This window comes from Verrucomicrobiia bacterium (assembly GCA_019634635.1).
Taxonomy (GTDB): domain Bacteria; phylum Verrucomicrobiota; class Verrucomicrobiia; order Limisphaerales; family UBA9464; genus UBA9464.
This window is the reverse complement of sequence record JAHCBB010000011.1, coordinates 153,953-179,691: the sequence shown is the minus strand read 5'-3', so window position 1 is coordinate 179,691 and position 25,739 is coordinate 153,953. Positions and strand designations below refer to the sequence as shown.

General features: G+C 66.6%; 21 protein-coding genes. 8 read left to right on the top strand and 13 right to left on the bottom strand.

What is annotated here, in order from left to right:
* From KF791_10200 to KF791_10180, 5 genes are all read left to right on the top strand, one after another.
* On the top strand, nt 1–2,289 hold a 2,289-nt coding region (locus KF791_10200), incomplete at its 5' end, for a hypothetical protein (GenBank protein ID MBX3732952.1).
* 240 nt (nt 2,290–2,529) lie between these two features.
* Complete coding sequence (tadA, locus tag KF791_10195; GenBank protein ID MBX3732951.1) at nt 2,530–3,063, top strand: Flp pilus assembly complex ATPase component TadA; 534 nt, start codon at nt 2,530–2,532, stop codon at nt 3,061–3,063.
* A 63-nt stretch (nt 3,064–3,126) separates the two neighbouring features.
* Nucleotides 3,127–3,369 carry a hypothetical protein gene (locus tag KF791_10190; protein ID MBX3732950.1) on the top strand — a complete coding sequence of 81 codons (243 nt, stop codon included), beginning with the start codon at nt 3,127–3,129 and terminating at the stop codon, nt 3,367–3,369.
* 52 nt (nt 3,370–3,421) lie between these two features.
* Entirely contained in the window at nt 3,422–3,670 is a 249-nt protein-coding gene (locus tag KF791_10185; protein ID MBX3732949.1) for a transposase, read from the top strand.
* A gap of 281 nt (nt 3,671–3,951) precedes the next feature.
* The gene (locus KF791_10180; GenBank protein MBX3732948.1) at nt 3,952–4,383 is read left to right on the top strand and encodes a hypothetical protein; all 432 of its coding nucleotides are present in this window, start codon (nt 3,952–3,954) and stop codon (nt 4,381–4,383) included.
* Nucleotides 4,384–4,660: 277 nt separating this feature from the next.
* On the opposite strand, the gene KF791_10175 is transcribed toward KF791_10180, so the two are convergent.
* Together KF791_10175 and KF791_10170 are read right to left on the bottom strand one after the other, a co-directional pair.
* Nucleotides 4,661–5,833, bottom strand: coding sequence for an ATP-binding protein (locus tag KF791_10175; GenBank protein ID MBX3732947.1), 1,173 nt, complete (start codon nt 5,831–5,833; stop codon nt 4,661–4,663).
* A 523-nt stretch (nt 5,834–6,356) separates the two neighbouring features.
* Nucleotides 6,357–11,573 (bottom strand): lamin tail domain-containing protein, encoded by a 5,217-nt coding sequence (locus KF791_10170; GenBank protein MBX3732946.1) that lies wholly within the window; start codon nt 11,571–11,573, stop codon nt 6,357–6,359.
* A 160-nt stretch (nt 11,574–11,733) separates the two neighbouring features.
* Here KF791_10170 and KF791_10165 point away from each other — a divergent pair, with 160 nt between their 5' ends.
* A complete protein-coding gene (locus tag KF791_10165; GenBank protein ID MBX3732945.1) occupies nt 11,734–13,827 on the top strand; it encodes a S46 family peptidase in 2,094 nt (697 codons plus the stop codon).
* Nucleotides 13,828–13,907: 80 nt separating this feature from the next.
* On the top strand, nt 13,908–14,495 hold the full coding sequence (locus KF791_10160; GenBank protein ID MBX3732944.1) for a DUF4230 domain-containing protein: 588 nt from the start codon (nt 13,908–13,910) through the stop codon (nt 14,493–14,495).
* Between the two features lie 35 nt (nt 14,496–14,530).
* Here the strand turns inward: KF791_10160 and KF791_10155 are convergent, their stop codons facing one another.
* The 11 genes from KF791_10155 to KF791_10105 all read right to left on the bottom strand — a co-directional run bounded on the left by KF791_10155 (nt 14,531) and on the right by KF791_10105 (nt 24,908).
* Complete coding sequence (locus KF791_10155; GenBank protein MBX3732943.1) at nt 14,531–16,177, bottom strand: hypothetical protein; 1,647 nt, start codon at nt 16,175–16,177, stop codon at nt 14,531–14,533.
* A 47-nt stretch (nt 16,178–16,224) separates the two neighbouring features.
* Complete coding sequence (locus tag KF791_10150; protein MBX3732942.1) at nt 16,225–16,905, bottom strand: hypothetical protein; 681 nt, start codon at nt 16,903–16,905, stop codon at nt 16,225–16,227.
* Nucleotides 16,906–16,907: 2 nt separating this feature from the next.
* Nucleotides 16,908–17,912, bottom strand: coding sequence for a flotillin-like protein FloA (floA, locus tag KF791_10145; GenBank protein ID MBX3732941.1), 1,005 nt, complete (start codon nt 17,910–17,912; stop codon nt 16,908–16,910).
* A gap of 23 nt (nt 17,913–17,935) precedes the next feature.
* Nucleotides 17,936–18,433, bottom strand: coding sequence for an NfeD family protein (locus KF791_10140; GenBank protein MBX3732940.1), 498 nt, complete (start codon nt 18,431–18,433; stop codon nt 17,936–17,938).
* Between the two features lie 58 nt (nt 18,434–18,491).
* Complete coding sequence (locus tag KF791_10135; protein MBX3732939.1) at nt 18,492–19,112, bottom strand: DUF1080 domain-containing protein; 621 nt, start codon at nt 19,110–19,112, stop codon at nt 18,492–18,494.
* Between the two features lie 38 nt (nt 19,113–19,150).
* Nucleotides 19,151–20,533: a PQQ-binding-like beta-propeller repeat protein gene (locus KF791_10130; protein MBX3732938.1), complete on the bottom strand. Its 1,383-nt coding sequence runs from the start codon at nt 20,531–20,533 to the stop codon at nt 19,151–19,153.
* Nucleotides 20,534–20,960: 427 nt separating this feature from the next.
* Entirely contained in the window at nt 20,961–21,761 is an 801-nt protein-coding gene (locus KF791_10125) for a metallophosphoesterase (GenBank protein ID MBX3732937.1), read from the bottom strand.
* A gap of 79 nt (nt 21,762–21,840) precedes the next feature.
* Entirely contained in the window at nt 21,841–22,461 is a 621-nt protein-coding gene (locus KF791_10120; GenBank protein ID MBX3732936.1) for a DUF3299 domain-containing protein, read from the bottom strand.
* Nucleotides 22,462–22,466: 5 nt separating this feature from the next.
* Nucleotides 22,467–22,946: a hypothetical protein gene (locus tag KF791_10115; GenBank protein ID MBX3732935.1), complete on the bottom strand. Its 480-nt coding sequence runs from the start codon at nt 22,944–22,946 to the stop codon at nt 22,467–22,469.
* A 76-nt stretch (nt 22,947–23,022) separates the two neighbouring features.
* Entirely contained in the window at nt 23,023–24,225 is a 1,203-nt protein-coding gene (locus KF791_10110) for an ABC transporter permease (GenBank protein ID MBX3732934.1), read from the bottom strand.
* Nucleotides 24,222–24,908: an ABC transporter ATP-binding protein gene (locus KF791_10105; protein ID MBX3732933.1), complete on the bottom strand. Its 687-nt coding sequence runs from the start codon at nt 24,906–24,908 to the stop codon at nt 24,222–24,224. The genes KF791_10110 and KF791_10105 overlap by 4 nt, the downstream gene beginning before the upstream one ends.
* A 255-nt stretch (nt 24,909–25,163) precedes the next feature.
* Between KF791_10105 and KF791_10100 the strand changes: the two genes are divergently transcribed.
* Nucleotides 25,164–25,562 carry a hypothetical protein gene (locus KF791_10100; protein MBX3732932.1) on the top strand — a complete coding sequence of 133 codons (399 nt, stop codon included), beginning with the start codon at nt 25,164–25,166 and terminating at the stop codon, nt 25,560–25,562.
* The last annotated feature ends 177 nt before the right edge of the window (nt 25,563–25,739 follow it).

Here is a 25,739-nt window from a genome sequence, read left to right as displayed (position 1 = left end):
TATCCGTGGGGCCTGGGCGCCGGGATCGCCGACCGGTCAGCCTTCCTCATGGGCTGTGCGGGGGACCCCGGCATCTACCGTGGATCCTTCGCCCATTCCCAGTCGCACCGGTTCGAGGCGGATGGGATCGAGTTCGCAACCATCATGGGAACTGCCGGTATGAACATTCCCTACTTCTCCAATCCGGAGGTCCTGTATCGAGGACAACCCACCGGGGTGGAGGGCGCCGCGGACAACGCGGCCACGCTTCGGGAACTCGGGCCCCGGGTCGCAGACTACCAGCGGTGCACCAACCGCATTCAGTTTGAACTCGCCGCGACCACGGTCAGCGAGGCGGAAGGCGTGGTTCGTCTCCGGATTGTGCGAACCGGCCCCTTGAACACCGCGTCCCAGTTCCGGGTGTCGCCCGTCAACGGCACCGCCCGGTTCGGCACGGATTTCGAATTCGCGGCACAGGTCCTGCGAATCGAACCCGGCGAAAGTGAACGAATCGTTGAGGTGCTCCTTCGCAACGACACCGGGGCCCAGGGGACGCGCTCCTTCCAGCTGCGTCTGGGAAATCCCTCCGTGGGCACGGGGGTGGGCATGAACGGCTTGGTGGACATCCGGCTCGAGGACGATGACCTGCCCTTTGCGATCGCAAGGACCGAGGGCTTTGTCACGGAGGGCGGCCAGGGCACCACGGTCCGCATCGCCCGTACCCGGGACATCGAAACGGAGGCTTCCGTGACGCTCGATTTCGTCCCGGGCGGAACCCAGGGCCCGCTGTTGGCGGCGGCCACCCCGGAGGCGGTCCCGGCGCCGCTTCCCCTGACGGTTCGGTTCCAACCGGGTCAGACCGAAGCCTCCATCCTGCTTCGCGTCACCGAGGACGCGCAGGCCGTGCCCGACGTCGCAGTCCGGATCGGGCTCCAGGGTCCCTGGCCCGAGGGCACGCCCGAAACCGCCCTGACACTGTGGCTTCGGGACAACGACGGGCGCTTCGGTGTCGTGGGCAGCACTCCCGCCCGGCGGACAGCGGGGGCCATTGAGGGCCCGGTGCTGGCGCTCCCGGATGGCAGCTTTCTTGCCGGCCGACGCACGATCCGGGGAGGTGCCGTCCGCCTCGAACGTTTTCGGACCGACGGCACCACGGATCCGCAATGGCCGGTGCTTCTGTTCAAGGAGTCGGCGGACGCGGACGCCGGCCTCCAGTTCGGACGCCTGAACCAGATGGTCCGTCAGCCGGACGGAAAGATCCTGGTCGCCGGCTTTTTCGCCGCGGTGAACGCTACCCCGCGCAGCGGCCTGGTCCGCCTGCTCCCCGGGGGTGGCATTGACCCGGAGTTTCAGACGGGGCGGGGATTCAGCGGTCCGGTGAAGGGCGTATGCGTGCAGCCGGATGGCGGGATCGTGGCCGTGGGCGCCTTTCGCGAATTCAACGGCGTGACGCAGAACGTGGCGGCGCGCCTGACGCCGGACGGCTCCCTCGACGACTCTTTTCAGCCCAGGTTCACCGGCATCTTTACGGGCTATGAGCTCACCGCGGTGGCCATGCAGGGCGACCAAATCCTGGTGAGCGGGCAATTCACCCGAGTGGATGAGCAGAACAGCCCGGGAGTGGCCCGACTGCATCCCGACGGCACGGCCGACGCGACCTTCCGTTCCACCTTTGACGGGGTTGCCGTGGGCTTCCGGGTGCTGCCTGGCGGCGACCTGTACGCGTTCGGCCCCTTCCTCACTCCGGCACGCTGGGCTGTTCCGCTGCGCCCCAACGGCACCTTCGACTCCCGTCGACGGTTCCGCGGGCTGACGAGTCCGGTGCAGGACATCCTCCCCGTTGCTGGAGGGGAATCCTACCTCTGCGGACGCTTCCCGGGGCTGTCCGCGACGCCGCCCCTCTTCGCCCGGTTTGCCGCGGACGGCACCCCGCTGGCGGATTTTGGCCCGCGGCTCGATCCCGCGGGCTCCGTGACCGCCATTCTGGCGGATCCGTCGGGCGGGCTGACCCTGGTGGGCAGCATGACCGAGGCAGGAGGTGTCGAGGCGGCAAGCATCATCCGGCTCGCGTCGGGAGCCTGGTCCACCGAACTGAGGCAACCCCAACACGATGCCGGCGGCCTGAGGATGGAGGCCCAGACAATCCCCGGCCTCATCCACCGACTGGAGCGATCCAGCGACTGGGACTCCTGGGAGTTGGTGGAGTCCCGGGATGCCACCGCCCACGCGACCTGGTTTCACGACCCGGAGCCGGCGCCGGCATCCTTCTACCGGCTGAGCATCGGGACGGAACACTCCACGGCTCCGTGAAGCCGCCAATGAATCCGTTGAACGCGCTCGCCGTGTCGGGGGGCGGCATGACCGCCGCACCGTCCGCGTCGTGGACCGGTCCCGGGGAACCCTGCAGGCGGCACCGCCTGCAGTTCCCCGGGGCTCGGCTTCCGGGGGTTGCGCCTTCAATCCGCGGGGCGCTAGCTTCCGGATCCATCTCCCGGCGAAGCGTCAAAACCAAACTCCTATCAGTAATACCGGCTTGAAAATGCCGTCCAGATTCAGGTCGACGACAAGATCGGCCTGACTTTCCCGCGCGTTCTGCGCTCTTTGCTCCGGCAGGACCCCGACGTCATTCTCATCGGAGAGATACGCGACACCGAGACCGCGAGGATTGCCGTACAGGCGGCGCTGACGGGGCACCTTGTGCTTGCGACGCTGCACACCAATTCGGCTCTCGCCGCCGTCCCTCGTCTCATCGACATGGGGGTCGAGCCCTATCTGCTCGCAGCGGTGCTGCGCGGCATCCTCGCACAAAGGCTGGCACGCCGCCTCTGCGACGCGTGCGACGGCGATGATGACGGATGCGAAGCGTGTCACGGCAGCGGCTACGTCGGACGCGTGGCGGTGGGGGAACTCGCGCTTTGCGACGCGGAAACAGCCAGCGCCCTCAGCGTCGGACACATACTTCCCGAGCACCTGCGCGCGCGGCTGGCCGCCCGCGGCTATCGCCCCCTTGCGGAGGATGCGGGGGCGAGGGTCGCAGCGGGTGAGATCGCTCCCCAGGACGCGCGGGCGCTGCTTCATGACTAGCCCCGGTCCCGCAACCTTCTCCCGGCGAAGCGTCAAAACCAAACTCCTATCAGTACCACCCGCGTGCTCGGCGACGCGGAGCGACAGTTCCACCTCACCCTCGAAGACGTGTCGCTGGCCCTGCACGAGGCGCACCACGACCAACCGGTGCTCGACATCAACCAGTTTGATTCCCTGACTCTGCGCGAAGTGCGCCTGGCGAACAGCGGCGCGCGGCCAGCCCTGACCGCCGCGCGCGGCCTCCGGATTCGGGTCGAAGGCCTGACGGCCGTGCCGGAGAACCGCCGGCCGCACCAGTTTGAATAAAGTGACAGGTTCAACATTGACTGATTGAAGTGAGGCGAGTAGGAAATCACCCATGCGCATGGCACGGATGAAGGTGAAGGCGGAGGAGGGACGGGTGGGGGTGTACCACTGCATCTCCCGCGTCGTTGGCGGTCAGCGACTGCTCGACGATCTGTGCAAGGAGAAGCTCGCCGAGATCCTCCTCAAACTCGCCCGGTTCTGCGGGATCGAGATCATCACCTACTGCATGATGGGCAACCACTTCCACCTGCTCCCTGCGCGTCCCGGCAGCGCGGATATGCCGAACTGCTCCAACGCCTGAGAGGGGCCCTTGACGGCAAGAGAGGATCCGACCGTCCGGCCCGGGAGGGATTGGAGAAGCGTGGGGCAGTGGATCCGGATCTTCGCCAGTCGCTGTTGAATTAATGGGCATGCGTCCGCGTTCATGAAGGAGTTCAAACAGCGCTTCCAGCCGCTGGTACAATCGCCACTGGCCGCTTTGGCACGCCGGGCCGAACGTCAAGAGCGTCCTGACGATACAACCCCAAGCACGGGTCCGCATGTTGGCCTCGTACATAGACCTGAATCCGGTGCGGCGGGATCGTGCAGGATCCCAAGGACTACCGGTTCTGCGGCCATGCCGCGGCGCTGACGGGCAACCGGGTGATGCGCAAGGGGTTGATGAGCTGCCTGGAGCCAGGGGCCTGGGGGGAGGCGGCGGCGGAATACCGGCAGAGTCTGTTCGTGACGGCGGGGAGCCCGGGGCGGAGTGACAAGGTGGCGCTGGATCGGGAGACGATCCTGGAGGAGTTGCGACGCGGCGGGACGTTGAGTGTGGCTCAGGTATTGCGACTGCGCGTCCGGCACCTGACCGACGGGGTGGTGCTGGGATCCAAGGCGTTTGTGAACGAGGTGTTCGTCCAGCATCGGGAACGGTTTGGCGCCAACCGCAAGGACGGGGCGCGACGGATCCGGGGTGTCCCTCTACCCGGGATCAGCGTGCTGAGGGATCTGCAGGTGCGAACGGTCGGGTAGGGGAGCGGCTCCCATGGTTATCACTCCCTAAAGCGGCGGACGAATTCGTCGTCCGGCCTTCAGAACCGCCTTAGCCCGGAAGTTTCACCGGGTTTCTGCTGCGGCTTGCTGCAAGCCCGTCTGGCCGTGCTGGCCTCGAATTCCTCACCGGAAGGTCTGTTCTCATACAGCCCGGCTCGGAACCGCTTTGGCCGCCTTGCCAGGCGGGCTTTCGCGGTGCCTCGCGACGAAACCCGGTGAGAAATCCGGGCTGGAGCCTGCGCACTCCGGCTACGAATTATGGCCCACCGGGGCCGATCTCGTGAGGTGCGGCTACCCACCGATTCACGGACCCGCCCAGGAATTCTTCCACGGGAATTCCGTCCCCGCCCACCAGCAGTGTTCGATGAGGCCGGAAGGCCTGCGCAAATGCCTCCATACCCGGCAATGACTCGCGGTGGTTGCCCGACTTCACCTCGATGGCCGTCACCCGCCGCCCGGACTTGACCACGAAATCCACCTCTCGATTCCGCTCACGCCAATAATACAGTTCGCAGTCTCCCGTAGCGGCCGCGTTGGCCAGATGCGCGCCCACCGCCGATTCCAGCAGACGACCCCAAAACGCCCGGTCGGCCCGCGCCTCCGCCGGTGTCAGACCACAGCCTGCCGTCATCAGCGCAGTGTTGAGCACCTGGAGTTTCGGACTCGATCCCCGACTGCGCACCACCTGTCCGGCATACTTCTCGACCCCGGTCAGCATGCCAGCGGCCGCCAGCAATTCCAGATAATGGGCCAGTGTGACGGTGTTTCCCGCATCCTGGAGCTGTCCCAGCATCTTCGTGTATGACAAGACCTGGCCCGAATAACGACAGCCCAGTTCGAACAGGCGTCGAAGCAACGCCGGCTTGTCCACCCGGGTCAGCAGCAGGACGTCCCGGGCGATGGTGGTCTCCACCAACGCATCCAAGACGTAGCGGGACCAGCGCGGCGGGTCGGTGATCAGGGGCGCGGCTCCCGGATAGCCACCGAAGTAGAGAAAGTCTTCGAAGGAGAAGCCGAATGCCGCCGACATTTCGACGAGTGACCAATGCGGCAGGTGAAGCATCTCGAAGCGGCCTGCGAGGCTCTCCGTGAGACCGCGCTCGATGAGCAGCGGAGCCGAGCCGAGCAGCACCACTCGAAGCGGCCGACGGTGGCGCGTGTCCTCGTCCCACAACCGCTTGACCGCCTCCGCCCAACCGGAGGCCTTCTGGACTTCGTCGAGCACCAGAATCCCCCCCGTTCTGTTCAGAGCCAGCCGCGCCGCGTCCCACTGCTGGGCGATCCACTGCGGCCCGCGAAGCGTCGGCTCATCCGCAGTGGCAAACACCACCGGCACTCCCGTCTCATTCACCACCTGGTGCACCAAGGTGGTCTTCCCCACCTGCCGCGGCCCCGCCACCACTTGAATGAACCGCCGGACTTCTCCCAACCGCGTGGCCAACACGCCGGCCTGCGGTCGCCTGAACTCGGTTTTCTTTTTGCTCACCTTCCTGAGTATTTTTACTCAACGCCCTGAGCAAAGCAAGTTTCCGTCAACCAGGGGGAGCGAAGCTGGGGCTCCGGCTGTCGTGTGGCGCCATGGCCGCTGCGCCGGCACGACCCCTTTGAAAATGAGGGGATTTCCCGGCGAAGCGTCAAAACCAGATTCCTGACGAGGAGTTCGACACCGATCAGACCTCGCGATTGAAGCCTCGTGAGGGCCTGGTCGCTGTGGACTCGCGATGGCGTGCGATCCGGGTTGGCGCGCGTGGGTTGTCCCCGATTGCATTCCGGGAGCGACGCAGGATCGGCAGCCCCTCCTCCCGTGGAATCGCCCCGGCCATTGCTCGGGACGCGGTCGTGCACCCGTCACCGACACCCGGATGCCCGGGGGTCAGTGTAAACCGGGTCCTTGCGGGCTGGTCCCTTGGCGGCCCTACCGTCGTTGCCCTCGAACGTCGTTTGACAGCGACTCAGGGCATGGCGGGGGTGACCACCAGGTAGAACCCGGCCGGGGCGGCGGTGTCGAAGCGCACGTCCACCGTTGTGTTGGCCGCGGCTGCCGGAACGTCGCGGAGGCGCTCCCAGGCGCCTTCAAGGAGGCTCGGCCGGGCGAGCACGGTGTAGCTTTGGCCTGCAGCTGCGGTGAATCGGAATCCCGGTTCGGGCCCGGGAATCATCTCGACCACGGGCGCAGTGGCGCCCGGCGTGACCGTCACCTGCACATCATCCGACGCGCTTGCGGCACCGTCGTGTACCGTGAGACGCAGCGTGTAGACGCCCGGCGTGGCGAACTGTGCCCGGGTTTCCGGGAGGGCGGGATCTGACCAGCTCACGTCGCCGGGACCCGAAACGCGGCTCCAAGAAAAGGTGGGAACCCCCGGAGGCACTGGAAGGCCGTCGTCGGTGAAGCTGCCCTTGAGGGTCACCCCGTCTCCGACGGTTGCGGTGATGTCGGATCCGGCATTTGCGGTGGGCGGTGTGTTGGGCGGAAGCGCCTTCGCGGTGAGTTCCAGGTCGAAGGCGAGATCCGAGGAATCCGGATTGGCTTGGTGGATCTGCACCGCGACGACGTTCTCCCCGTCGCGCAGCAGCCCGGAGTCCAGCGGGAGGACGAAGAAGGTCGTCTCGTCCTCGCCGCCAACGGCACTGATGGCGAGCGTTGTCCCGGAGATGGTGGTCTCGGGCATGTTGCTCCGGGCGGCCTCGACGCCATTGACGTAGATCACGGCCCCGTCGTCCCGCAGCAGGCGGGCCGTGAACTCCGTGACCGCGGCGGCATCCGCGACCTGGAACCGGGTCCTGAAATACGTGGTGATGTGCTTGCTGCCGGCATTGGGACCGAAGCCGACCGTCGTGGTCATGCCCGGATCGCCATAGCCAAACCGCGCGCGGCCCGTCTTCCAGCCCGAATCGTCGAAGGTGTTCGTTCGCCACGCAACGTTGGGATGGATTCCCAGATCCAGGTACTTCCAGGTCGCCCCGGCGGGCAGCAGGACGACGTCCCCGGTGGTGCGGCGGACGGTGATGGCGACGTCGTCGGAGGCCTCGCGTTCCCCGTCGCTGACTGTGACGCGAAAGAGGTAGCTCCCCTGGCCGGGCAGCCGGATGCCCGGGTCCGGAATGTCGGTCGCGCTGAAGAGGACCCCGACAGGACCGCCGACCTGACGCCATCGGAAACGAAGCCCCAGGCCCGGTTGGCCATCATCGGTGGCCGTCGCCGAAAGCGTCGTCGCGAGCGGAAACACCGTGCCCACCAGGTCCTGATCCAGGCCGGCATAGGGGATGGGTGCCCGGTTCACGGCGTTGTCCATGCCAGGGGACGGCCCCGCGGCCGACGTCCGCCAGGACGCCGGGTCATCGCCGTACAGACCGGGACTGATCCGCTCCAGCGAGGCTCCGGTGCCGGAAGCCCCAGTGGGCCACGGCTCCCGATGGCTGTAGCGCACCCGGTCCACGGTGAGCATGGGAATGATGGCGGTGACCTCCCCAAGGGCATTGGTCTCAAAGTCCGGAGCATCCGGGCGCCGCAGTTCGAGGCGTTCGCCGGTATTGGCGAGGTTTCCGGCGTAGGGGCCGAACACCGGGACGGCATCCGGAACCTGCCACTTCAGACGGAACAACGTTGGATCCCCGGACGTGGCCACCGCGAAACCCCGGGCCGGGAGCACACTGCCGGGCGGAAACACAAATCCCGCACCGGAGAGTTGCCAGGTGTTCTCCGGGTGTTGTGGATGAAAGAGCGGGATCTCCTCGTCGGTGAGATTCAGCAGCTCCACGAACTCCACATCGCCGGGGGCTGGATCGTACTGGATTTCGTTGATGACCACGGGGCCGATTCGCGGGCCTGCGTTCAGTCCGCCGAGTGTCGGTTCGCTCTGGGGTGGGAACTGGAGGTCGCCGACCGAGTTGGTGTGGCGGCCAAAGGTCTCTCCGTTGGCCGACGCGCCGAAGGCGAATCCGTCGCTGTAGCCGGTCAGCGTGCCCGTGGCGTCGGCACTGTAGAGGTACACCGCTTCGCCGTGAGAATTGAACGAGAAGCGGCCGGGGGCGCCGGGTGCGTTGAACTCGCGCTCGGTGAGAACCAGGTAGCCGCCCGGCGGAATGACGCTGGAGGCGGGCAGCCGGTATTTCCCCGGCTCGCGACGGTCATCGGTGAGGTACCAGCCGGAGATGTCCGCGTCCGTGGCCCCTGGATTGTGCAGTTCGACGGCGTCCACATCGGGAGAATCGGTGTGGGCAAGGAGTTCCGTGATCAGGACCGCCGGCACTTCCAGCACCGGGTCATCCGCACCCGGGGATCCGCCGGGTCGTGTGGAGGCCCGCCAGTGGGCGGAATCCGACGGATCCGGGTTGGCCGAGGGATTCCTCGGTACGAGGGAAAAGCCGGTGCCATCGGCGGCCGCCGGCCACGGGGGGCGGTCTCCATAGGTGATGTCGAAGGCCGTGCCGCCGGTGGCGTGCAGCCACGAAAGTCGTTCCCCGGCGTTGCTGAGCCTTCCGGAGTACACACCGCCAATCGGAACGTCCGGATGGGCCCGGGCGAAGGCCTCCGCGTTGCTGACGAGCACCACGAATGCCCCCGGTGCCAGATGGAACCCGCGGGGAAAGGTGAAACGAATCCCGCGGGTGAAGGCCATGCCTCCGAGGTCGCGTTCCTCGGAGCCGACGTTCTTGAGTTCGAGAAACTCCAAGTCGTCGCTTTCGGCCCATGAAGTGGACGGCGGATGGTACATGATTTCAGTGATCAGCACGTCCTGCCAGGTCTGGTGCAGCAGGAAATCGGCCTCGGTCAGTGCGCTCCAGGTGCCGTTGGCTCCTAGGACGCGCGCCTTGAGGGTTGCCGATTCCGCGAGCGCCAGGGGCCCGGCATACCGTCGGGCACCGTCGGATACCGCGCCGCCCGGCGCCCGTGGGTCGGTGCCGTCGGCGGTGTAGTAGAGGGTGCCGTCAGGCGCCGTGATCGTGATCGGCGAACCCGGGTCGAAAGGGCCTCCATGCTGACTGAAGGACGGAGCGGCGACCGCAGGATACCATCCCTTGGCCTGGAACTGGGCGAGGACCCGGGCGGTGCGCTGGGGCAGGTAGCTGCGCTGGATCCGGCTGGCTTCGGAAAGCCATTCCCGGTTCCGGGTGAAGGGCGTCGCCCGCTTGGCATCCCCCCAACGCGCCGATTCCAGCACGACGGCCGAGAAGATCTCGTTTGTGCGCCGCGAGAAACGCGCCTGGCCCGCCGACGGGGTGAGGGCGCCCTCGTTGAAAAAGTGCCGGTGGATGCGGTCCGCGAGCCGCATGCGGAATTCCGGATTCACGGCAAGCCGCTGAAAAAAGTACTGCGGATTGCTCTTGGACACGCTGGAGCTGCCCGACGCAAAGGGGCCGGTGCGGTTTTCGCCGAGGTCCAGCAGCGTGTGCTCGGCGTCATGGACGAAATACTTGAATCCGCCGGAGCGCCCCGTGCGATCGCGGACTCCGTAGAAGTTGTTGGGCGAAGTATTGCCAAGGAAGTTGGAGATCGGGGCGTCCAGATTGCCGCCGTAGAAAATCACCAGCATGTAGTCAATCAGGTTGTCCACATCGAGCAGGTTTCGGTACGCGGGGTTGGGCGTGCCGTCGGGGTTCATCCCCTGGAGCTTGAGATAGACGGCGTCGTTGGTAATTCCGGCCCGGCAGAGGTTGTAGAGCTCATTCCAGGCATCAAGATTGCCGTCGGTCGCATTGATCGTGTACGGACCGGCCTCGACCTTGATGACGTCAAAATCCTCCTTGCGCCCGCCGTAGTAGGTCTCGCCGTAGCTGGCTTCGGGTCGTTCGCAGGTGTTGAAGATGCCCCAATACTGCCCGTTGATGAACAGATGGTAGAAGTCGCCCCGTTCCGCCTGATGGCCCATCTCGAGCTGGGCGTCGCGGTTGAATTGATCCCGAACAAAAACGCCCCGGCTGTCCCCCTGAAAGCTCCACGAATAGTTTTGGAAGGTCCGGAGATCCATGTTGTCGAACGTGTCCGCACCGGCATCACCAAAAAGTGGATAGCGCAGCTTTCCGGCCCCGTACTCGTTCCGAAAGAAGAACCGAAGGGCATGCTTGGGATTGCTGGTGCTCCGGGAGAAGCCGCCCCGGACCCGGATCCCGCAGTTGATCTGAAAACCCTCGCGTCCGTCCGGATGCAGCAGTTCGAGAGAGGCAGGGCGCTCCCAGTCGCGGCCGTCCTGACCGGGATTGGCGTAGATGCCGGTCGAGGAATCGAACAGGTGACGCAGCTCGGTGACGACGACGAACGACGGCAGGGACTTCAGCGCGGGCAGCAGCTCGTCCTGGTAGAGCGGCGAATTGACGACGTCGGGATCCATTCCGTAGTCCACCACGTTGCCGCCCCAGCGGGTCGGCCATCCCGGGGGCGCCTGACCATTGGGCGATTGCTGGAAGATGTCCGATGGGAACAGGTAGGTCTGGGTATCCACGTTCGACGGACGCAATCCCGTTTTGAACGCCGCCGCGCGGATCACCCGCGTGCCCGGAATGGCAATCGGTCCGTCGTAGACCAGGCCGGTCGTGGCCGTCGGCGGGGTGCCGTTGGTGGTGTAGCGGATCGCGGCGTCCGGCGTGGCGCAGGTGATCACCAGATCAAACGGGCGGTCGTAGAATCCCCGGTCATGGCTGAACTTGGTGTCCGCAACGAAATCCGCGAATCCGGAACCATTCGCCGCCCCCGGGGTCGGCGGGTCGAAGTATCGCTCCTGACCTTGCTGCAGCCCGTAGGAAATGTCGGCCTTCTGGGGTGGGAACTCCGGGGCGTACTCGGACGCCGCCACGACGCCCTCCGGACGAAACAGTCCGAGGTATTCGCCGTCGGCGCTCAGGCTGAAGCCTGTGTGCAAAGGCGCACCGGCCACGCGGCGGTCCTTCCCGGAGGCGAACACCACCAGATAGCCGCCCGCATGGATGTTCGTCGCTGGGAATGTCCACTTTTCGGTCACCGACGCATTGTCGGTCAGGGTCCATCCCAGCAGGTTGACCGGGGTGGTTCCGGGATTGTGGATTTCGATCCAGTCCGGCCGGTCGCCCTCCTCGTCCTGGAGTCCCCGGTTGTTGCTGGCCAGAAACTCGTTGATCACCAGTTGGCCGGTCGCCGGGAGAAGGGTCATCAGACCGGCGCAGGCGGGGGCCAGGAAGCGAAGGATGCGGCTCATTGCAATGTTACAGGATCGTGAACAACCCCAAGGAAGCAAGCGGCGGGCCGTTCAGGCATGCGAATCGCGATTTCCGGACGGCAACCGCCTCATCGCGGACTGGAACAGCGCCGGGCTTTTCGCGACAGTTCTGGCGGCCTCTGGGCCCGTTGTGCCTCTCATGACCTCCCGTACTGCCTCCCTGTCTGCCGCCATGGCCCTTGCCGCTTCGACCGCCGCCCCGGTCCGCAATCTCGCCGACGAGGGGATGTGGCTCTACGAGAATCCGCCGCGCCAGATCCTCAAGGAGCGCCACGGGTTCGACCTGACCCCCGAATGGCTGGAGCATCTGATGAAGTCCTCCGTGCGATTCAATTCGGGGGGGTCGGGGAGCTTTGTGAGCGAGGACGGCCTCGTGCTGTCGAACCACCATGTCGGGGCCGACGCCCTCCAGAAGCTGAGCACGCCGGAGCGCGACTTCCTGCGGGACGGCTTTCTGGCCCGCCGGCTTGAGGATGAGGTGAAATGCGTGGATCTGGAGCTCAACGTGCTGCAGACCATTGAGGACGTGACCGCCCGGGTGAACGCCGCGGTGCCGGAGGGCGCCTCGCCCGACGACGCCGTGCTGGCGCGGCGCAAGGTGATTGCGGCGATCGAGAAGGAGTCCCTGGAAACGACCGGTCTGCGGTCGAATGTCACCACGCTCTATCAGGGCGGCCGGTATCACCTGTACCGGTTCAAGCGCTACACCGACGTGCGTCTGGCGTTCGCCCCGGAGCAGCAGATCGCCTTCTTCGGTGGCGATCCCGACAACTTCGAGTTCCCGCGGTACGTCCTCGATGTGTGTCTTTTCCGTGTGTACGAGGATGGAAAGCCGGTGTCGGCGCCACACTTCCTGAAGTGGTCGCCGTCGGGCGCCGGCGAGGGCGAACTCACCTTCGTTTCGGGGCATCCGGGACGAACCAGCCGTTTGCGCACGCTGGCCGAGCTGGAGTACATGCGCGATGTCCAGCTGCCGTACACCCGCAGCCGGCTGAAGCAGCTGGAGGTGCTGCTGGCGGCGTGGAGCAGCCGCAGCGAGGAAAATGCGCGGCGGGCCAAGGACGAACTGTTCGGGGTGCAAAATTCGCGCAAGGCGCTCGATGGCGTGATGGCCGGGCTGTGCAATCCGGCGGTGATGGGTCGCAAGGCGGGAGGCGAGCGTGACTTCCGGGAACGCCTTGCGGCCGATGCCGCGTTTGCCGATGCCGTCGCCGCCTACGACCGGATTGCGGCGGCGCAGCAGGCGATCTCCCTCCAGGCCCTGCGACTGCGTCTCCTCGAGTCCGCGCACGGGTTCAACAGCGACAGTTTCGACATTGCCCGGAAGCTCCTGCGGGCCGGCGATGAACGTCCGAAACCCAACGGCGAACGGCTTCGGGAGTATGCCGATGCCGGCCGCGATTCGTTCGAGCTGGACCTCTTTTCCGAGCGGCCGATCCATGAGGATCTGGAGATTCTCAAGCTCGGCGACTCCCTGACATTTCTCGGCGAGCGGTTGGGATTCGAGGATCCGCTGGTCGTGCAGGTGCTGGCCGGCCGTTCGCCGCGGGACCGGGCGTCGGACCTCGTCCGGGGCACCCGGGTGCGCGACATCGCCGTGCGTCGGAAGCTGTACGAGGGGGGGGCGGCGGCAGTGGCGGCGTCCGGGGATCCGATGATCGAACTGGCGCGCCTTGTGGACCAGGAGGCCCGCGAGGCGCGGCGGTTGGTGGAGGCCCAGGATGAAATCAAGCAACAGGCCCAGGCGGCGATTGCGCGGGCGCGGTTCGCACTGGAGGGGGACGCGCAATATCCGGACGCCACCTTCACCCTGCGGCTCTCCTTTGGAAGGATTGTGGGGTACGAGGAGAACGGGCAGACGATTGCGCCGTTTACAACGTTCGCCGGCCTCTATGAGCGCAACGCCCGGATGAAGGACCGCCCGCCGTTTGATCTGCCGGAGCGCTGGCTGCAGCGGAAGGCCTCCCTGGACCTGACGACCCCGCTCAATTTCATCAACACCGCGGACATCATCGGGGGCAACTCGGGCAGCCCGGTGGTGAATCGCTCCGGCGAGTTCGTGGGGGTCATCTTCGACGGGAATATTTATTCGCTGGTGCTCGACATCGCCTACGACGACGTGCAGGCCCGCGCCCTGAGCGTGGACAGCCGCGGAATCCTTGAGGCCCTCGACAAGGTGTACGAGGCGCAGGAACTTGTCCGGGAACTCCGGACCGGCCGGCGCAACCGCTGAGGCCCGGCCGCTGGCGGGACGGGGGCGGCGTGGCTCCATCGCCGCTTTGCAGGTGGGCCCGTTCCCGCTAAGCCTTTGCCGTGGATCGGCGCTGGGTGTTGGTGGGGGTTGGAGGACTGGCGGGATTCGTCCCGATGGCGGCGCTTTTGGCGGGGCTGTTGCTGGGCCGGTTGTTGCCGGGCGCCCCGCACCGGGAAATCGCAAACTCCGCGACGGTCATCACCCAGATCCAGTCCCTCGCCCACCTGGTGACGGTGAAGTACGTCTTCGAGAAGGTGGTGATCCTTGAGGATGCGAAGTGGTACGGACAAAACCGCCTCCTCATGGTCACCCACGGCGTTGCCAAGGCCGGGGTGGACCTTCGACGTGTCCAACCGGCAGATCTCCGGATTGAGGGGGGCACCCTCAGCGTCGTCCTCCCCAAACCGCAGCTCACCGACGTGTATCTCGACGAGTCGAAGACGGAGATTCTGGAACGGAGCACGGGCATGTTGCGGATGTTTGATCAGCAGATGGAACAGGACGCCCGCCGGCAGGCGCTTGAGGCGATCCGCAAGGCCGCCCGCGCTTCGGGAATTCTCCAGGATGCTGAAGACCGCACCCGCCTCCAGTTGACGGCGCTGGCGCGCGCGGCCGGGTTGGAGGAGGTCCGCATCGAGTTCCGCTGATCGCCTCGGGCCCGCGGTTGGATGGCACGCGACGCTTACGGGGCGGCTGCCGCGGGCCGGGCGCTGCGGACCGCGCCTGCGAGTTCGGCGAAGGGCGATTCGGGATGTTCGAGCCGCAACCGGTTGACGTAGTGATCCAGAGTCTCCGGGTCATTGAGGCCCACCGCGTCATGGGCAAATGCAAGCAGGAACAGGGTTTCGGCGTCGGCGTCGGGCGCTGCGTCACCCGACGGCGCCAGCAATTCCACCACGCGCTCCGGGTCCGATCCAAAGAATGCCAGCGTCGCGCGTTCCTTCGGGGGCAACCCGGCGAGGCGTTCGGCCAGTTCCTCGATGCCGATGGCATCCTTCACCCACGATGCCTGGGGCACGGCGACGAGCGCGAGACGATCCACGGCAAACAGGGGGGAGCCCCCCGGAGATTTGCTGACATCGGCGCCCACCCACAGGCGTTGCGCGTCGGAGGTCATGCAGGTGACGGGCGCGCCCACCGGAAACCAGCCGACCCAGCGCCGGGTGGGTTGATGCAGCAGGAGCACGCGGCTGCGAAGCGCCGTGGCCCCGTCGCGCGTGGCCACCCAGAGGAACTTGCCGTCACGATGCAACGCCGTCACCGGCCCGGGAACGCGGCTGGTGGGCCAGTAGGGATTCACCCGCTGTTTGCGCTCCGTGTTTGCCCGGGCCTGTCGCGCCCGGTCGCGCATCCGGTCCCGGATGCCCTGCATGACCCGTTCGTGGGCGATGACGTACGCCGCCGCCGACGGCTGGAAGCCGGGTGCCACGCTCATCCCCAAGCCCCCCGGCACCGTGAACGACGGCGTCCAGAACCGGTTCTCGATCACACTGCTTTCGGGGTCGAGCCAGTGGAGCCCGGCGTCGCTTCCAAGCCAGAACCCGCCGTCACCGTCGCCCTCTGCACAACTGAACCTCGGTTCGGAGATCTGCGGCGAGCCGGTGGCCATCTCGTCGTGCATGGGCAGCCATTGGGGCGAGCGCTGGTGGCGGGCTGCAACCAGGTGGGCTCCCACGGCCAGCAGCCAGTCGCCTGAGATTGCCAGGTGGTCCCACGGCTCCGGATTGCGGGGATCCGACGACGGCGCGGCCGCCGAGGCCCGGATGAAATTGGTGGTGCCGGGGACCAGTCCCCAGAGGAGCCCGTACCGGCCGAGGGCGACCACGGTCTCCTCCACCAGTCCGATGCCGGCAAGGTTGGTGCTCACCATCCCCTGCGCGACGCCAAAGGGATGAATGACATTCCGATTGAGATCGAGCGCGGCCAGGCCGCCGTCCACCCCAACCCACAAGGCCTCCTTTTGACCGAAGAGCGTCGTGATCGAGTGGGCCTCCAGCGGGCCGGGAACGGGTTCGAGCAAAAAGTTGCGCTCCTGGAGCGCCCAGAGTCGTCCGGCACCCTCCATGGGGTTGGGCTGGCCATGGGCGCGCACGGACGCAAAGAGACGTCCACCGGCAATGGCCAGATCGTGGACCGAGGAAACCGGAAACCGCCGCGGGACGAGCGGTGCCTGGATCCGCGGAGGCTTGAAAGCCGGGATCCATTCGAACCGGCGCAGGACAAAGACGTCGTCCGGCGCCCGGTGCGCCGCGCTGTCCGCCGCGACGGCCACCGTCGCTGCAAGCAGGCAGGGCCACCATGCCGCGAGGAATGGAAACCGTCGGATCACGTCGTGTGCGGGAGGGCGATGCGGAAGCCGCGGCGATCCGGTGCCGTCTATTCGAGGCACTTGGGACGTCCGAGAATGAAGGCGGCCATCCAGGCCTGTCGCGCGTTGTCGCGCGCGTGGAGGCCCCGGATCACCGCGGCGACCGCCGGACCGCCGCCGGCGGGCCGATGGGTGACCGTGGCGGGGGGCGTGCGGGGGGTGCGGCGAACCGGCTTGGGCGCCAATTCGGCGCCGGGGACGAACGTGGCGCCGGGAGGCACCGGGGGCGTGGGCAGCACCGCGGCGGCCCGGGACACGGGCTTCGCGAAGACCGGGGGCGGCGGGGCCGGAGCCTCCCGGTGCGTCGGCCGCATGGGCGGTGGTGCCGGGGGTGCGGACGGTGCCGGGGGTGCGGACGGTGCCGGTCGGGGTCGCCCCAACATCCGCTCCAGCTCCTCCTCCCAATCCATGGGTGCCCTTGGACGGTTGACCGGCGCTTTTGGGGCGGGTTCGGGCAACCGGGACAGTACCGGCCGCGGAAACGGCGGTGCGCCGGGATCGTGACCGGGGCGGGGCCGGGGAGGGGCGTTGGGCTGGGGACCGGATCCTGTTCGCCCGGATCCGGGTCGCTGGCTCTGCTTCCAGGCCACCTGGAGATAGGCGTAGAGCAGGACGGCCACGACCATGCCCACGGGAATCAGCGGCTCCCACCAGGCGGCGAACAACGGGAGACTGGAGGTTGAGGCCACGGTCAGGACGCGGGGTTGCCACCGGCGATGTTTTCGCGCATCGAGGTGTCCGCCTGGAGATTGCGCAGGCGGTAGTAGTCCAGGGCCCCGAGGTTGCCCTGACGGAAGGCTTCGGCCAGCGCCAGCGGGACCTGGGCCTCCGCCTCGACCACGCGGGACCGCATTTCGGCGACGCGCGCCACGTTTTCCTGCTCGAGCGCGACCGCGTTGGCCCGTCGCGCCTCGGCTTCGGCCTGGGCCTTGAGCTTGTTGGCCTCCGCCTGTTCGGACTGCAGCTTGGCACCCACGTTCTCACCGACATCCACGTCGGCGATGTCAATCGAGAGGATCTCGAACGCCGTATTGGCATCGAGACCCTTGTCGAGAACGGTCTTGGAGATGCGGTCGGGGTTTTCGAGCACGGCCTTGTAGGTTTCCACCGAGCCGATGGTGGACACGATCCCTTCGCCGACGCGGGCGATGATCGTCTCCTCGGTCGCGCCGCCGACGAAGCGGTTGAGGTTGGTGCGCACGGTGACGCGGGCGCGCGCCTTGATCACGATGCCGTCCTTGGCCACGGCATCAATCGTGCCCTTGCCGCTGGCGGGGTTCGGACAGTCAATCACCCGCGGATTGACCGAGGTCTTCACGGCGTCGAGGACGTTTTTGCCGGTGCCCTTGGTGGCCAGATCAATGGCGCAGGCGCGATTGAAGTCGAGATGGATGCCGGCCCGCTGCGCCGCGATGAGTGCCTGGACGATCATGTCAATATTGCCACCGGCGAGGAAGTGGGTGGACAGGTCGTCAATGGTGAGGGGCAGGCCGGATTTCACGGCGGTGATCCGGTTGTCCACAACGAATCCGACGGGGATGCCGCGCAGCCGGAGCGCGAGCAACTCAACGACGCCCACCGGTGCGCCCGAGGCGAGGGCGCGGAGCCATACGGCACCGAAGCTCGCGAGCAGGAAGAGCAGGGCGAGGCCGAGGACGCCGAAGATGGCGATCAGAACGAGGGAGCCGGTTTGCATGGAATTGATGGGAAGGGTGTTCATCAGCTGTTGGGAGGAAGAAATCGGGAGTCTGTGGGCGGCGTCGGAACGGCCCGCACGAGGATGCGGGAACCCTCGATGGCGACCACTTCAACGGACGTGCCCAGTTCGATGGGTTCTCCCGAAGTGACCACGTCCACGCGTTCCCCGGAGAACTCCGCAACGCCGCCCGGACGCAACGGTGTCACGACCACGCCAGTGCGGTGGAGCAGGGACGTCTGCGCGGCGGTTTCCACGGGGGTGACCTGGTCCGACCCGAGCAGGCGCCCGATCCGCGAGCCCGGCAGGCGCTTCAAGTACCACCACGTCCCGGCGATCGCCCCGCCGAGCACGGCGGCGAGGGTCCAATGCCCGGCCAGCGTTCCGTAGCGCGAATAGGTGAGCAGGACCGCCCCGGTCCAGAAGGCGAGGCCGATCGCGGCAGCCGCCAGATACGGGAACACCGGCTCCAACAGGATGAGCAGCGCCCCGGCAATCAGCAGGAAGAGGATGGACGCCATGTCGGGTCAACGTGCCATGCGCCCCGGTGGCAACAAGCGCAAATCCGGCCCGGAAATCCTACAGTTCCGTGATCCGGACGTTCCGGAACATCACCACGGACTGGTCGTCGTGGTTCTGCAGGCCGAGATATCCGCGAAGCGACCGGACCCCGTGGTGATTCAGGATCTCGTCGCCGTTGAGCTGGATGCGGACCGTTGGGCCGCGGGCCTCGATGCGGACGGTGTTCCACTCCCCGGCCGGCTTTGAGGCAACCCGGTTTGCGGCCACCACGTCATACAACGCCCCGGTGCTCCACTTCTTGGGCCCGGCCAGGTGGCTGTCGTCCAAAATCTGCATCTCATTGCCGGTGAACGCCGGATTCCTCTCGAGGGCCGACCGGATGAAGACGCCGCTGTTGCCCTTGGCGTTGATCGCGTATTCGAGCTCCAGCACGAAGTCCCCGTATTCCCGGTCCGTCCGCAACCACGACCCGCTGGTTTCCGGATCGGTGGTCCAGTTGACCCCGTTGCGCCCGGTCAGTACCCCGTCCGAAACCGTCCATTCACCGCCATGCATCACCACCCAGCCGTCCAGGTTCCGACCATTGAACAGCGGGCGACTTCCGCCGGAAGCGGATTGAGGGTGGCTGCAGCCCGCGGCAAGCAGCGCGGCGAGGGACATCAACAGGGGAAGGCGCACCCCAGAGATGTATCCGCAAGCCGGACGAGGCTCCACCCTTACTTTGATTCCGAAATGCAGTACAGGTGCTCCCGTCCGCGCAGGAAGAGATCCGTACCGGCGAGCGCCGGCGAGGCGTCAAAGCCGTCGTCGAGCCTGTTGGTGGCCAGGATCTCCAGTGCCAATCCGTTGCGGATCACCAGCGCCCCGCCGTCGCGTCCCAGCAGATAGACGCGGTCCGCGGCGCCGACCGGAGAGGCGTAAACCCCCTGAAGGCCGTCCAGACGCTCCGCCTCCACGCCGGCCTTCCCGGTCGTGGCGTCGAAGATCGAAAGCATGGCATTGTTGCCCGAGAAGAAATACAGGTGGTTGCCGTAGAGCATCGGTGACGGCACATACGGGGTGTTCCTGTTGTGGGTCCACACGATCGCATCGCTGCCTTCCAGGTCACCACTGCCCCCGAGCCGGATCACCTGAAGGGCGCTGCCCCGGAAGCCGCTCATCACGATGACCCGGTCGCCGAAGGGGAGGGGGGATGGAATCGCGTTGACCGTCTGGCCGCCCACCTCCCAAAGCAGGCGCCCTGTCTCAAGGTCGTAGGCCCGCACCTTTTGCGTGCCGTTCACCACGACCTGGGGTTTTCCGGCATGCTGGATGATGAGGGGCGTGCTCCATCCGGTGGGTTCATCCCGTTCCTGACGCCACAATTCCCGTCCGGATTTCCGATCCAGCGCGACGATGAAGTCGTCACCCTCATGATCCCAAAGCACGACCACGATGTCCCCATGCATGGCGGGAGAACTGCCCTCGCCGAAGCTGTTCCGCGTGCGCATGTCGCCGAGGTCCTTTTCCCAGAGCACCTGTCCCTTGAAGTCCATCGCGTAGATGCCAAACGACCCGAAGGAGGCGACGAGCACCTCGCCGTCGGTCACCGGCGAGGCCGAGGCGAATCCGTGGTCACGATGATGTCCCTCATGCGGCAACTGGGTGCGCACGCCGCGCTCCCATCGGGGTTTGCCGGTCGCGCGCTCGTAGGCGAGGACCGTGAACTGCTGCGGCACGGTGGGCGCCTCAGTCATCCCGCCACCCGGACCTCCGCGCCCGCCCGGCCCGCGCGGGCCCCGGGGTGGATCGGAAGGCGGTTCAGTGGCTGCCGCCGGTGCGGCGGACGGTGCGGCACCGGTGGTCCCCTGGGGGATCGCGGTCAGCACGAACACCAGGTCGTCCCAGATCACAGGGGTGGAGGTCCCGCGTCCCGGGATGGCCGTTTTCCACCGCACATTCCGGTCCTCGCTCCAGTCCACGGGCGGCTGGGCGGTGGGGGAGACTCCGTTGGCGAGCGGCCCGCGCCATGCGGGCCAATTATTGAGGGCGGCGCCGGTGGCGGCATCGAGGGCCGCGGCACCCAGGGCGGCCGCGGCGAGCAGGGGAAGGGATTTCATGGAGGCCGTTCGTGATGTCTCGGGGACAGACCCCGGCGCGGCCTCGAAGGTTACCCGGAGATTCCGTCTCGCACGTTGCGCCCGCGATCCTGCCGGCAACGGAGCAGCGGAACCTGAGACAGTCTGTGTTTCGCGTCGTCTCGGACGGGTGATCCGGTTGAGCCATGCTCCTTCCTCCGAGGCCGTGAAGCGACGGATGTGTCGGAGAACCAGCGGGCAACCACTTCGGGTATATCTACCGCAAAAAATGGCTCGGATCGCACCCGGCTTCGTCCACAGCTTTTGGACCTCGGCAGACACGGAGCGCCGAACGACCGGTGGGATCGTTCGCGGCATGTCTCCCGGAGGTTGGGGGGTCGCTCCCGGCGGGAATCTCGTTGTGGCTGGTGGGAAGGGGACGGTCGAGAATTGGCAGTCGCACACCAAATCACACCGTGAAGACGGTCAGTTCCGGGCGGCAGTTGAAGCGGAACTCGTACTGGGCCAGCGTGCCGATGCCGGGATTGACGTACAGGGGGCCCCCGGGGGACTCAAACAGGCCGAGGTCGTAACCGTCCGTGTTGGTTGGCGTGATCAGCGGGCCGAAAAATGGCAGACGCACCTGACCGCCATGGGTGTGCCCCGCAAGGATGAGATCGCAACGGCGACCCTCCAGCCGCCGGCTCGACGCCGGGTAGTGCACCAGCAGAAGATTGAAGGCTCCGGGACGCGGCGCGAACTTGCAGGGAACCTGGGAAATGCCGATCACTTCAAGCTCGCCCCCGCCCACCGGAACCTGGCGATTGGCCAGCCAGGCACCACCGGTGGCCCGGCAGACGTCGTCCAGAAGATTCAGGTTCGCCTTGCAGGCCAGATCGTGGTTGCCCGGGACGGCGTACAAGGGCACCTGCAATGCCCTCAGCCGTTCGACCGCGGCCGGCAGATCCTTCGCACGTTCCACCAGGTCCCCGGTGAAACACGCGAAATCGGGACTCAAATCGTTGATCCGCCGCACCACCGTCTCCAAGGGACCGGGATCCCCCTTGAAATGGACGTCGCTGAAATGGACGAAGCGGTGGCGTCCGGTCCCACCCGGACGATGCACGGTCCGGACGGACAACCACGAAGGTTCGAGCACGGTGGCGTCGGCCACGGCCGCCGCCGGGGCCACCCATAGCGCATGGGCGAGGAACTTCCGCCGGTTGAACCGGATGGAGCCGGCACCGGGGGCACTGCTGGCTTCAGACACGTCCATTGATCGAAACGTCCCGGGGCGTTGGCGTTCAAATCCCCGTGAAAACGGCCGGACACCTCAAAGAGGGCGCCGGTCACGGATAGCCGACGGGGCCGTCCATCTTCTCACCGTCCATCTGATAGATCCCGACGAGGTAGCCGTTCTCCCGGATGGCACCGACCTTCAGGGTGCCCTGGAGGGTGATGGCCTGGTCCATGACCGGCTTCACGCCCTTGCTGGTCATGCGGACCGACACCCATTCATTGATCTTCGGCACCGTTCCGTAACAGCACATGGACTGGTCGCGCATGATGAGCAGCTCGGTGACCAGGCCCTGCTCCACCTTGAGGGGCAGCATGAACCCCTTCAGGGAGATCCGCTTTCCATGGAAGGCCTTGACCGTCTCGGGAATCTGCGCGTCGGGATCCGCCGTCGTGTCCGGGTTGGGCGTGTCGTCCGGAACGTCGTATTTGAAGGCACTCAGCGTCTCGAATCCCACGGACGTCACACCTTCCGAAGTCGCTGCGGGGGTCGCGGGCACCGTCGGTGCCGCCGGAGCATCCGCGGAGGGCTTTGTTGCAGGGGCGAGCGGCTTGATGGGCTCGCCCTTGGGTGCAAGGGGTTTGATGGGCTCCCCGCGCGGAGGCGTCTGCGCCGGGACGGCGGCAAACGTCAGCAGCCCGAGGGCGATTGCAGGCAGGTGGTGGCGGTTCATGGGGGTCACCGGGTGATCTGGAAGGCGACGTCGCGGTAGGTTTTGGACCGGACCGGCAGTTCCTGGATCCGGCCCGTCAGCGTCGGGGATGTTTTCAACCACTCCTCCACGACCTCGAACTGCGACGTGTCGCCGGCTTTTTCGCCAGTCGCGGTGTTGGCGACGGGCTGGAGGTTCAGGGTGCGGGGGCCGCCCGGGGCATCGGCGACGACTGCAATGGACGATACGGGCAGCCTCACAAAGTTCTCCGCATGGGCATCCAGCACGTAGAGCGTCAGCCGCCCGGCCGTCGGATCGAGCACCACCTCCACGTTGCCCTCGTGGTTGCCCAGTTCCACGAGGATCCCGCCGTACTTGGGCTCGTGGGCATGACCGCCGGCGGGATGGCTGCCCCCGGAGTGATCGGAATGAGGTTCGCCACAACCCCAGGGGCCGAGGCAAAGGACGGCGGCCACAAGGGCCCCCAGCAGGGAACGACGTTTCATCCGGACAGAAGGTGTAGCAGGTCGGCGTTCCGTGTAAATCGCCGCCCGCGGCCCCGCGGGAACTTCGAGGCCGGGTTCACGACTCCGGTGCCAGGCTGGCGGCGACGTCGGTGCGATACGCCTTGATCGCGGGCACGATTCCGGCCAGCGCGCCCAGGGCGATCAGCGCGACCGGCGCCCACAGGAGCACCGGGTCGGGTGCGAGGGGATCCAGCACGACGCCGGTTTGCGCGCGGATCACGGAGGCGGCGCCCGTGAGGATGGCGAGGTACACTGCGTACCCAAGGAGGACCCCGGCCGCGGCAATGGTGGCCGCCTCGAGCACGATCGCGGCGAAGACGGTCCGACGCCGGGCGCCCAGGGCCCGGAGGATGGCCAGGTCGCGACGTCGGGCGCTCATGGAGTTGTACATGCTGGCCAGCACGGCCCCCGTGGCCACCAGGGCCACCAGCCACGCGACCAGCGCCAGCACCGCATCGAACCAGCCAAACTTGTCAAAAAGCTCCGCCATCTGACGGGCAATCGGCCACGCAAACGTCAGGCGGTTGCCCTGGCGGTTGTAGAGCATGTCCAGTTGTTGTCCGGCAACCGGCGATCGCAGCTTCACTAGCACGGCGCTCACATCAGTCGCAGACTCCGGATCATGCCCGCTCATGTTTTGCAGGCCTGCCAGGGGGATCCAAAGCACGCGGTCCGCCGGCGTGTTGGACGGTTCCAGCACGCCCACCACGGTGTATTCGTCGGGATGCTGCGCCTGCGGGTCGAAGTTCAGCCCGTGATACGGCTTGAAGAGGTCGCCCGGCTTCAGTCGGAGTTGCTGCGCCGCAAAGCTGCCGAGCACCGCCTCGCGATAGCCGTCCTCGAACATCCGCCCGCCGGGTGCCACCCGGAACGTGGCACCCGGCCGGTATTCGGTCGCGAACAGGTTGGTGAGGGTGCCCACCAGGCGGAACCCATGGTAGTTGTCGCCGACCGCCAGGGGCACTGCGGCCGCCACGGCGCGGTTGGCGGCGATCTCCAGGTAATCGTCGTAGGGGACGTTTCCCGGGGAGGCCTCGAGATGGAAGATCGCGTTGAGCACCAGCTGCAGCTTCGCGCCGCGTGCGCCTAGGACGGCATCCCAACCGCCGCTCTGACCGGTGAATGTGGCGTGCGATTGCCGCCGCACCGACCACACCGACATCAGCAGCCCACCGGCCAGGGCGATCAGCACGGCGGTGACGATTGAGGACAGCAGATGCTGCCGCAGGCTGCGACGAACGATCAGCCAGAGGGTCATTGAGGTCCTCCGGAGGGGTTTGCGGCCCGGTTGAGTTCCGCCAGGGCGATCCGGCCTTCGAACCCGTCGAGCACCGCAGGATCGTGGCTCACCAGCAGGAGCGCCGCCTCGTTCTCGGCACAGCCCCCACGGATCAGCGCGAGGGCCTCCCGGGCGTTGGCGGCGTCGAGATTGCCGGTCGGCTCGTCGGCGAGAACCAGCCGGGGCCGGTGCGCGAGCGCACGGGCCACGGCGACGCGCTGCTGTTGTCCGGTCGAAAGCTGGCGTGGGAAGTGATGCAGGCGTCCGGACAATCCGACGCGGTCGAGCAGCGCGGCAGCCCGGGCGCGGTCCGCTCCCGGACCAAAGCTCATGCCGAGCAGGACGTTTTCCAGCACCGTGAAGCCCTGGAGCAGGTTGAAGGTTTGGAAGATGTACCCGATGTGGGTGGCCCGCAGCCGGTCCCGGGCCGCCTCCGACAGGGTGGACATTGGCCGGCCATCGAGCTCGATGGAGCCGGCGTCGGGGGTGAGAATGCCGGCGATCAGGTGGAGGAACGTGGTCTTGCCTGTTCCGCTGGTGCCGCTCAGGGCCACCTGCGCCCGGGGCTCCAGCGTGAATCTCGGGATCCGGATCACCGGGTGACGGGAGCCGTCAGGACCCTGGAAGGACTTCTCGAGTCCAGTAATGTCCAGCAGCGCCATGCGGCAGCCATCCTGCCGGGAACTCCCGGGATGCGCAAACCCCGTGCGGTTGCCGACGGGAAGGCGCCCCCTCGCTATTGGTAGGGTCGCGTTCCACCCGCGACCCCATCTGAATCCTCTCGCGCTCGTGGACCGACGACAGGGAACGCGGGCAGCGCCTCGCACCAAGACCATTGTCCTGTCCCTCTTTCCCATCCATTTCGCCCGCATAATTCAGGATGTCTGAAGCTTGACGGTCCGGGCTGCTGTGTTTGCATGGCGCTTGTGAAGAGGAATTTGTTGGCCCTTTCCTTCCTTGCCGTTGTTCTCGCCATCACTGGCGGGTGCTACTCCACCGAGACCGGTCGCAGACACATGGGCCAGCCCTTCGCCAACGACACCATTTCCAACCGCTACGAGCGCCCGGTATCGGAAGCCTTCGCGGCGGCGCGCGAGGTGCTGGCATTCAACGGCACACTGACCGGCGAAAACACGATTGATAACACCTTGGATGCCCGGGTGGACAACAAATCGGTTTGGGTCCGGGTTACGGAGCCCGAGGCGGGCATCAGCCAGGTGGGGGTTCAGGTTCGCGGCAGCATGGGCGGCCCCGATATCGCGCTGGCTTCCCAGCTCGCCACCCAGATCGCGCTGAAGCTGGCGCAGATGCGCTGAAGCCGGTCTGCTTTCGCGGCGCCGTTTTCAGGCGCTGGCGAGCATTCCGAGCGCCCTGGAATCCCGATCGTTTGGGGTGATGACGCGCCCAGGGCCTCCAGTCGCCCGAGGCTGCCCCGCAGAATCGCGACATCGTCCGCATCCAGGATCGTTCGGCCGGGCGGCCTGCTTCTTCAT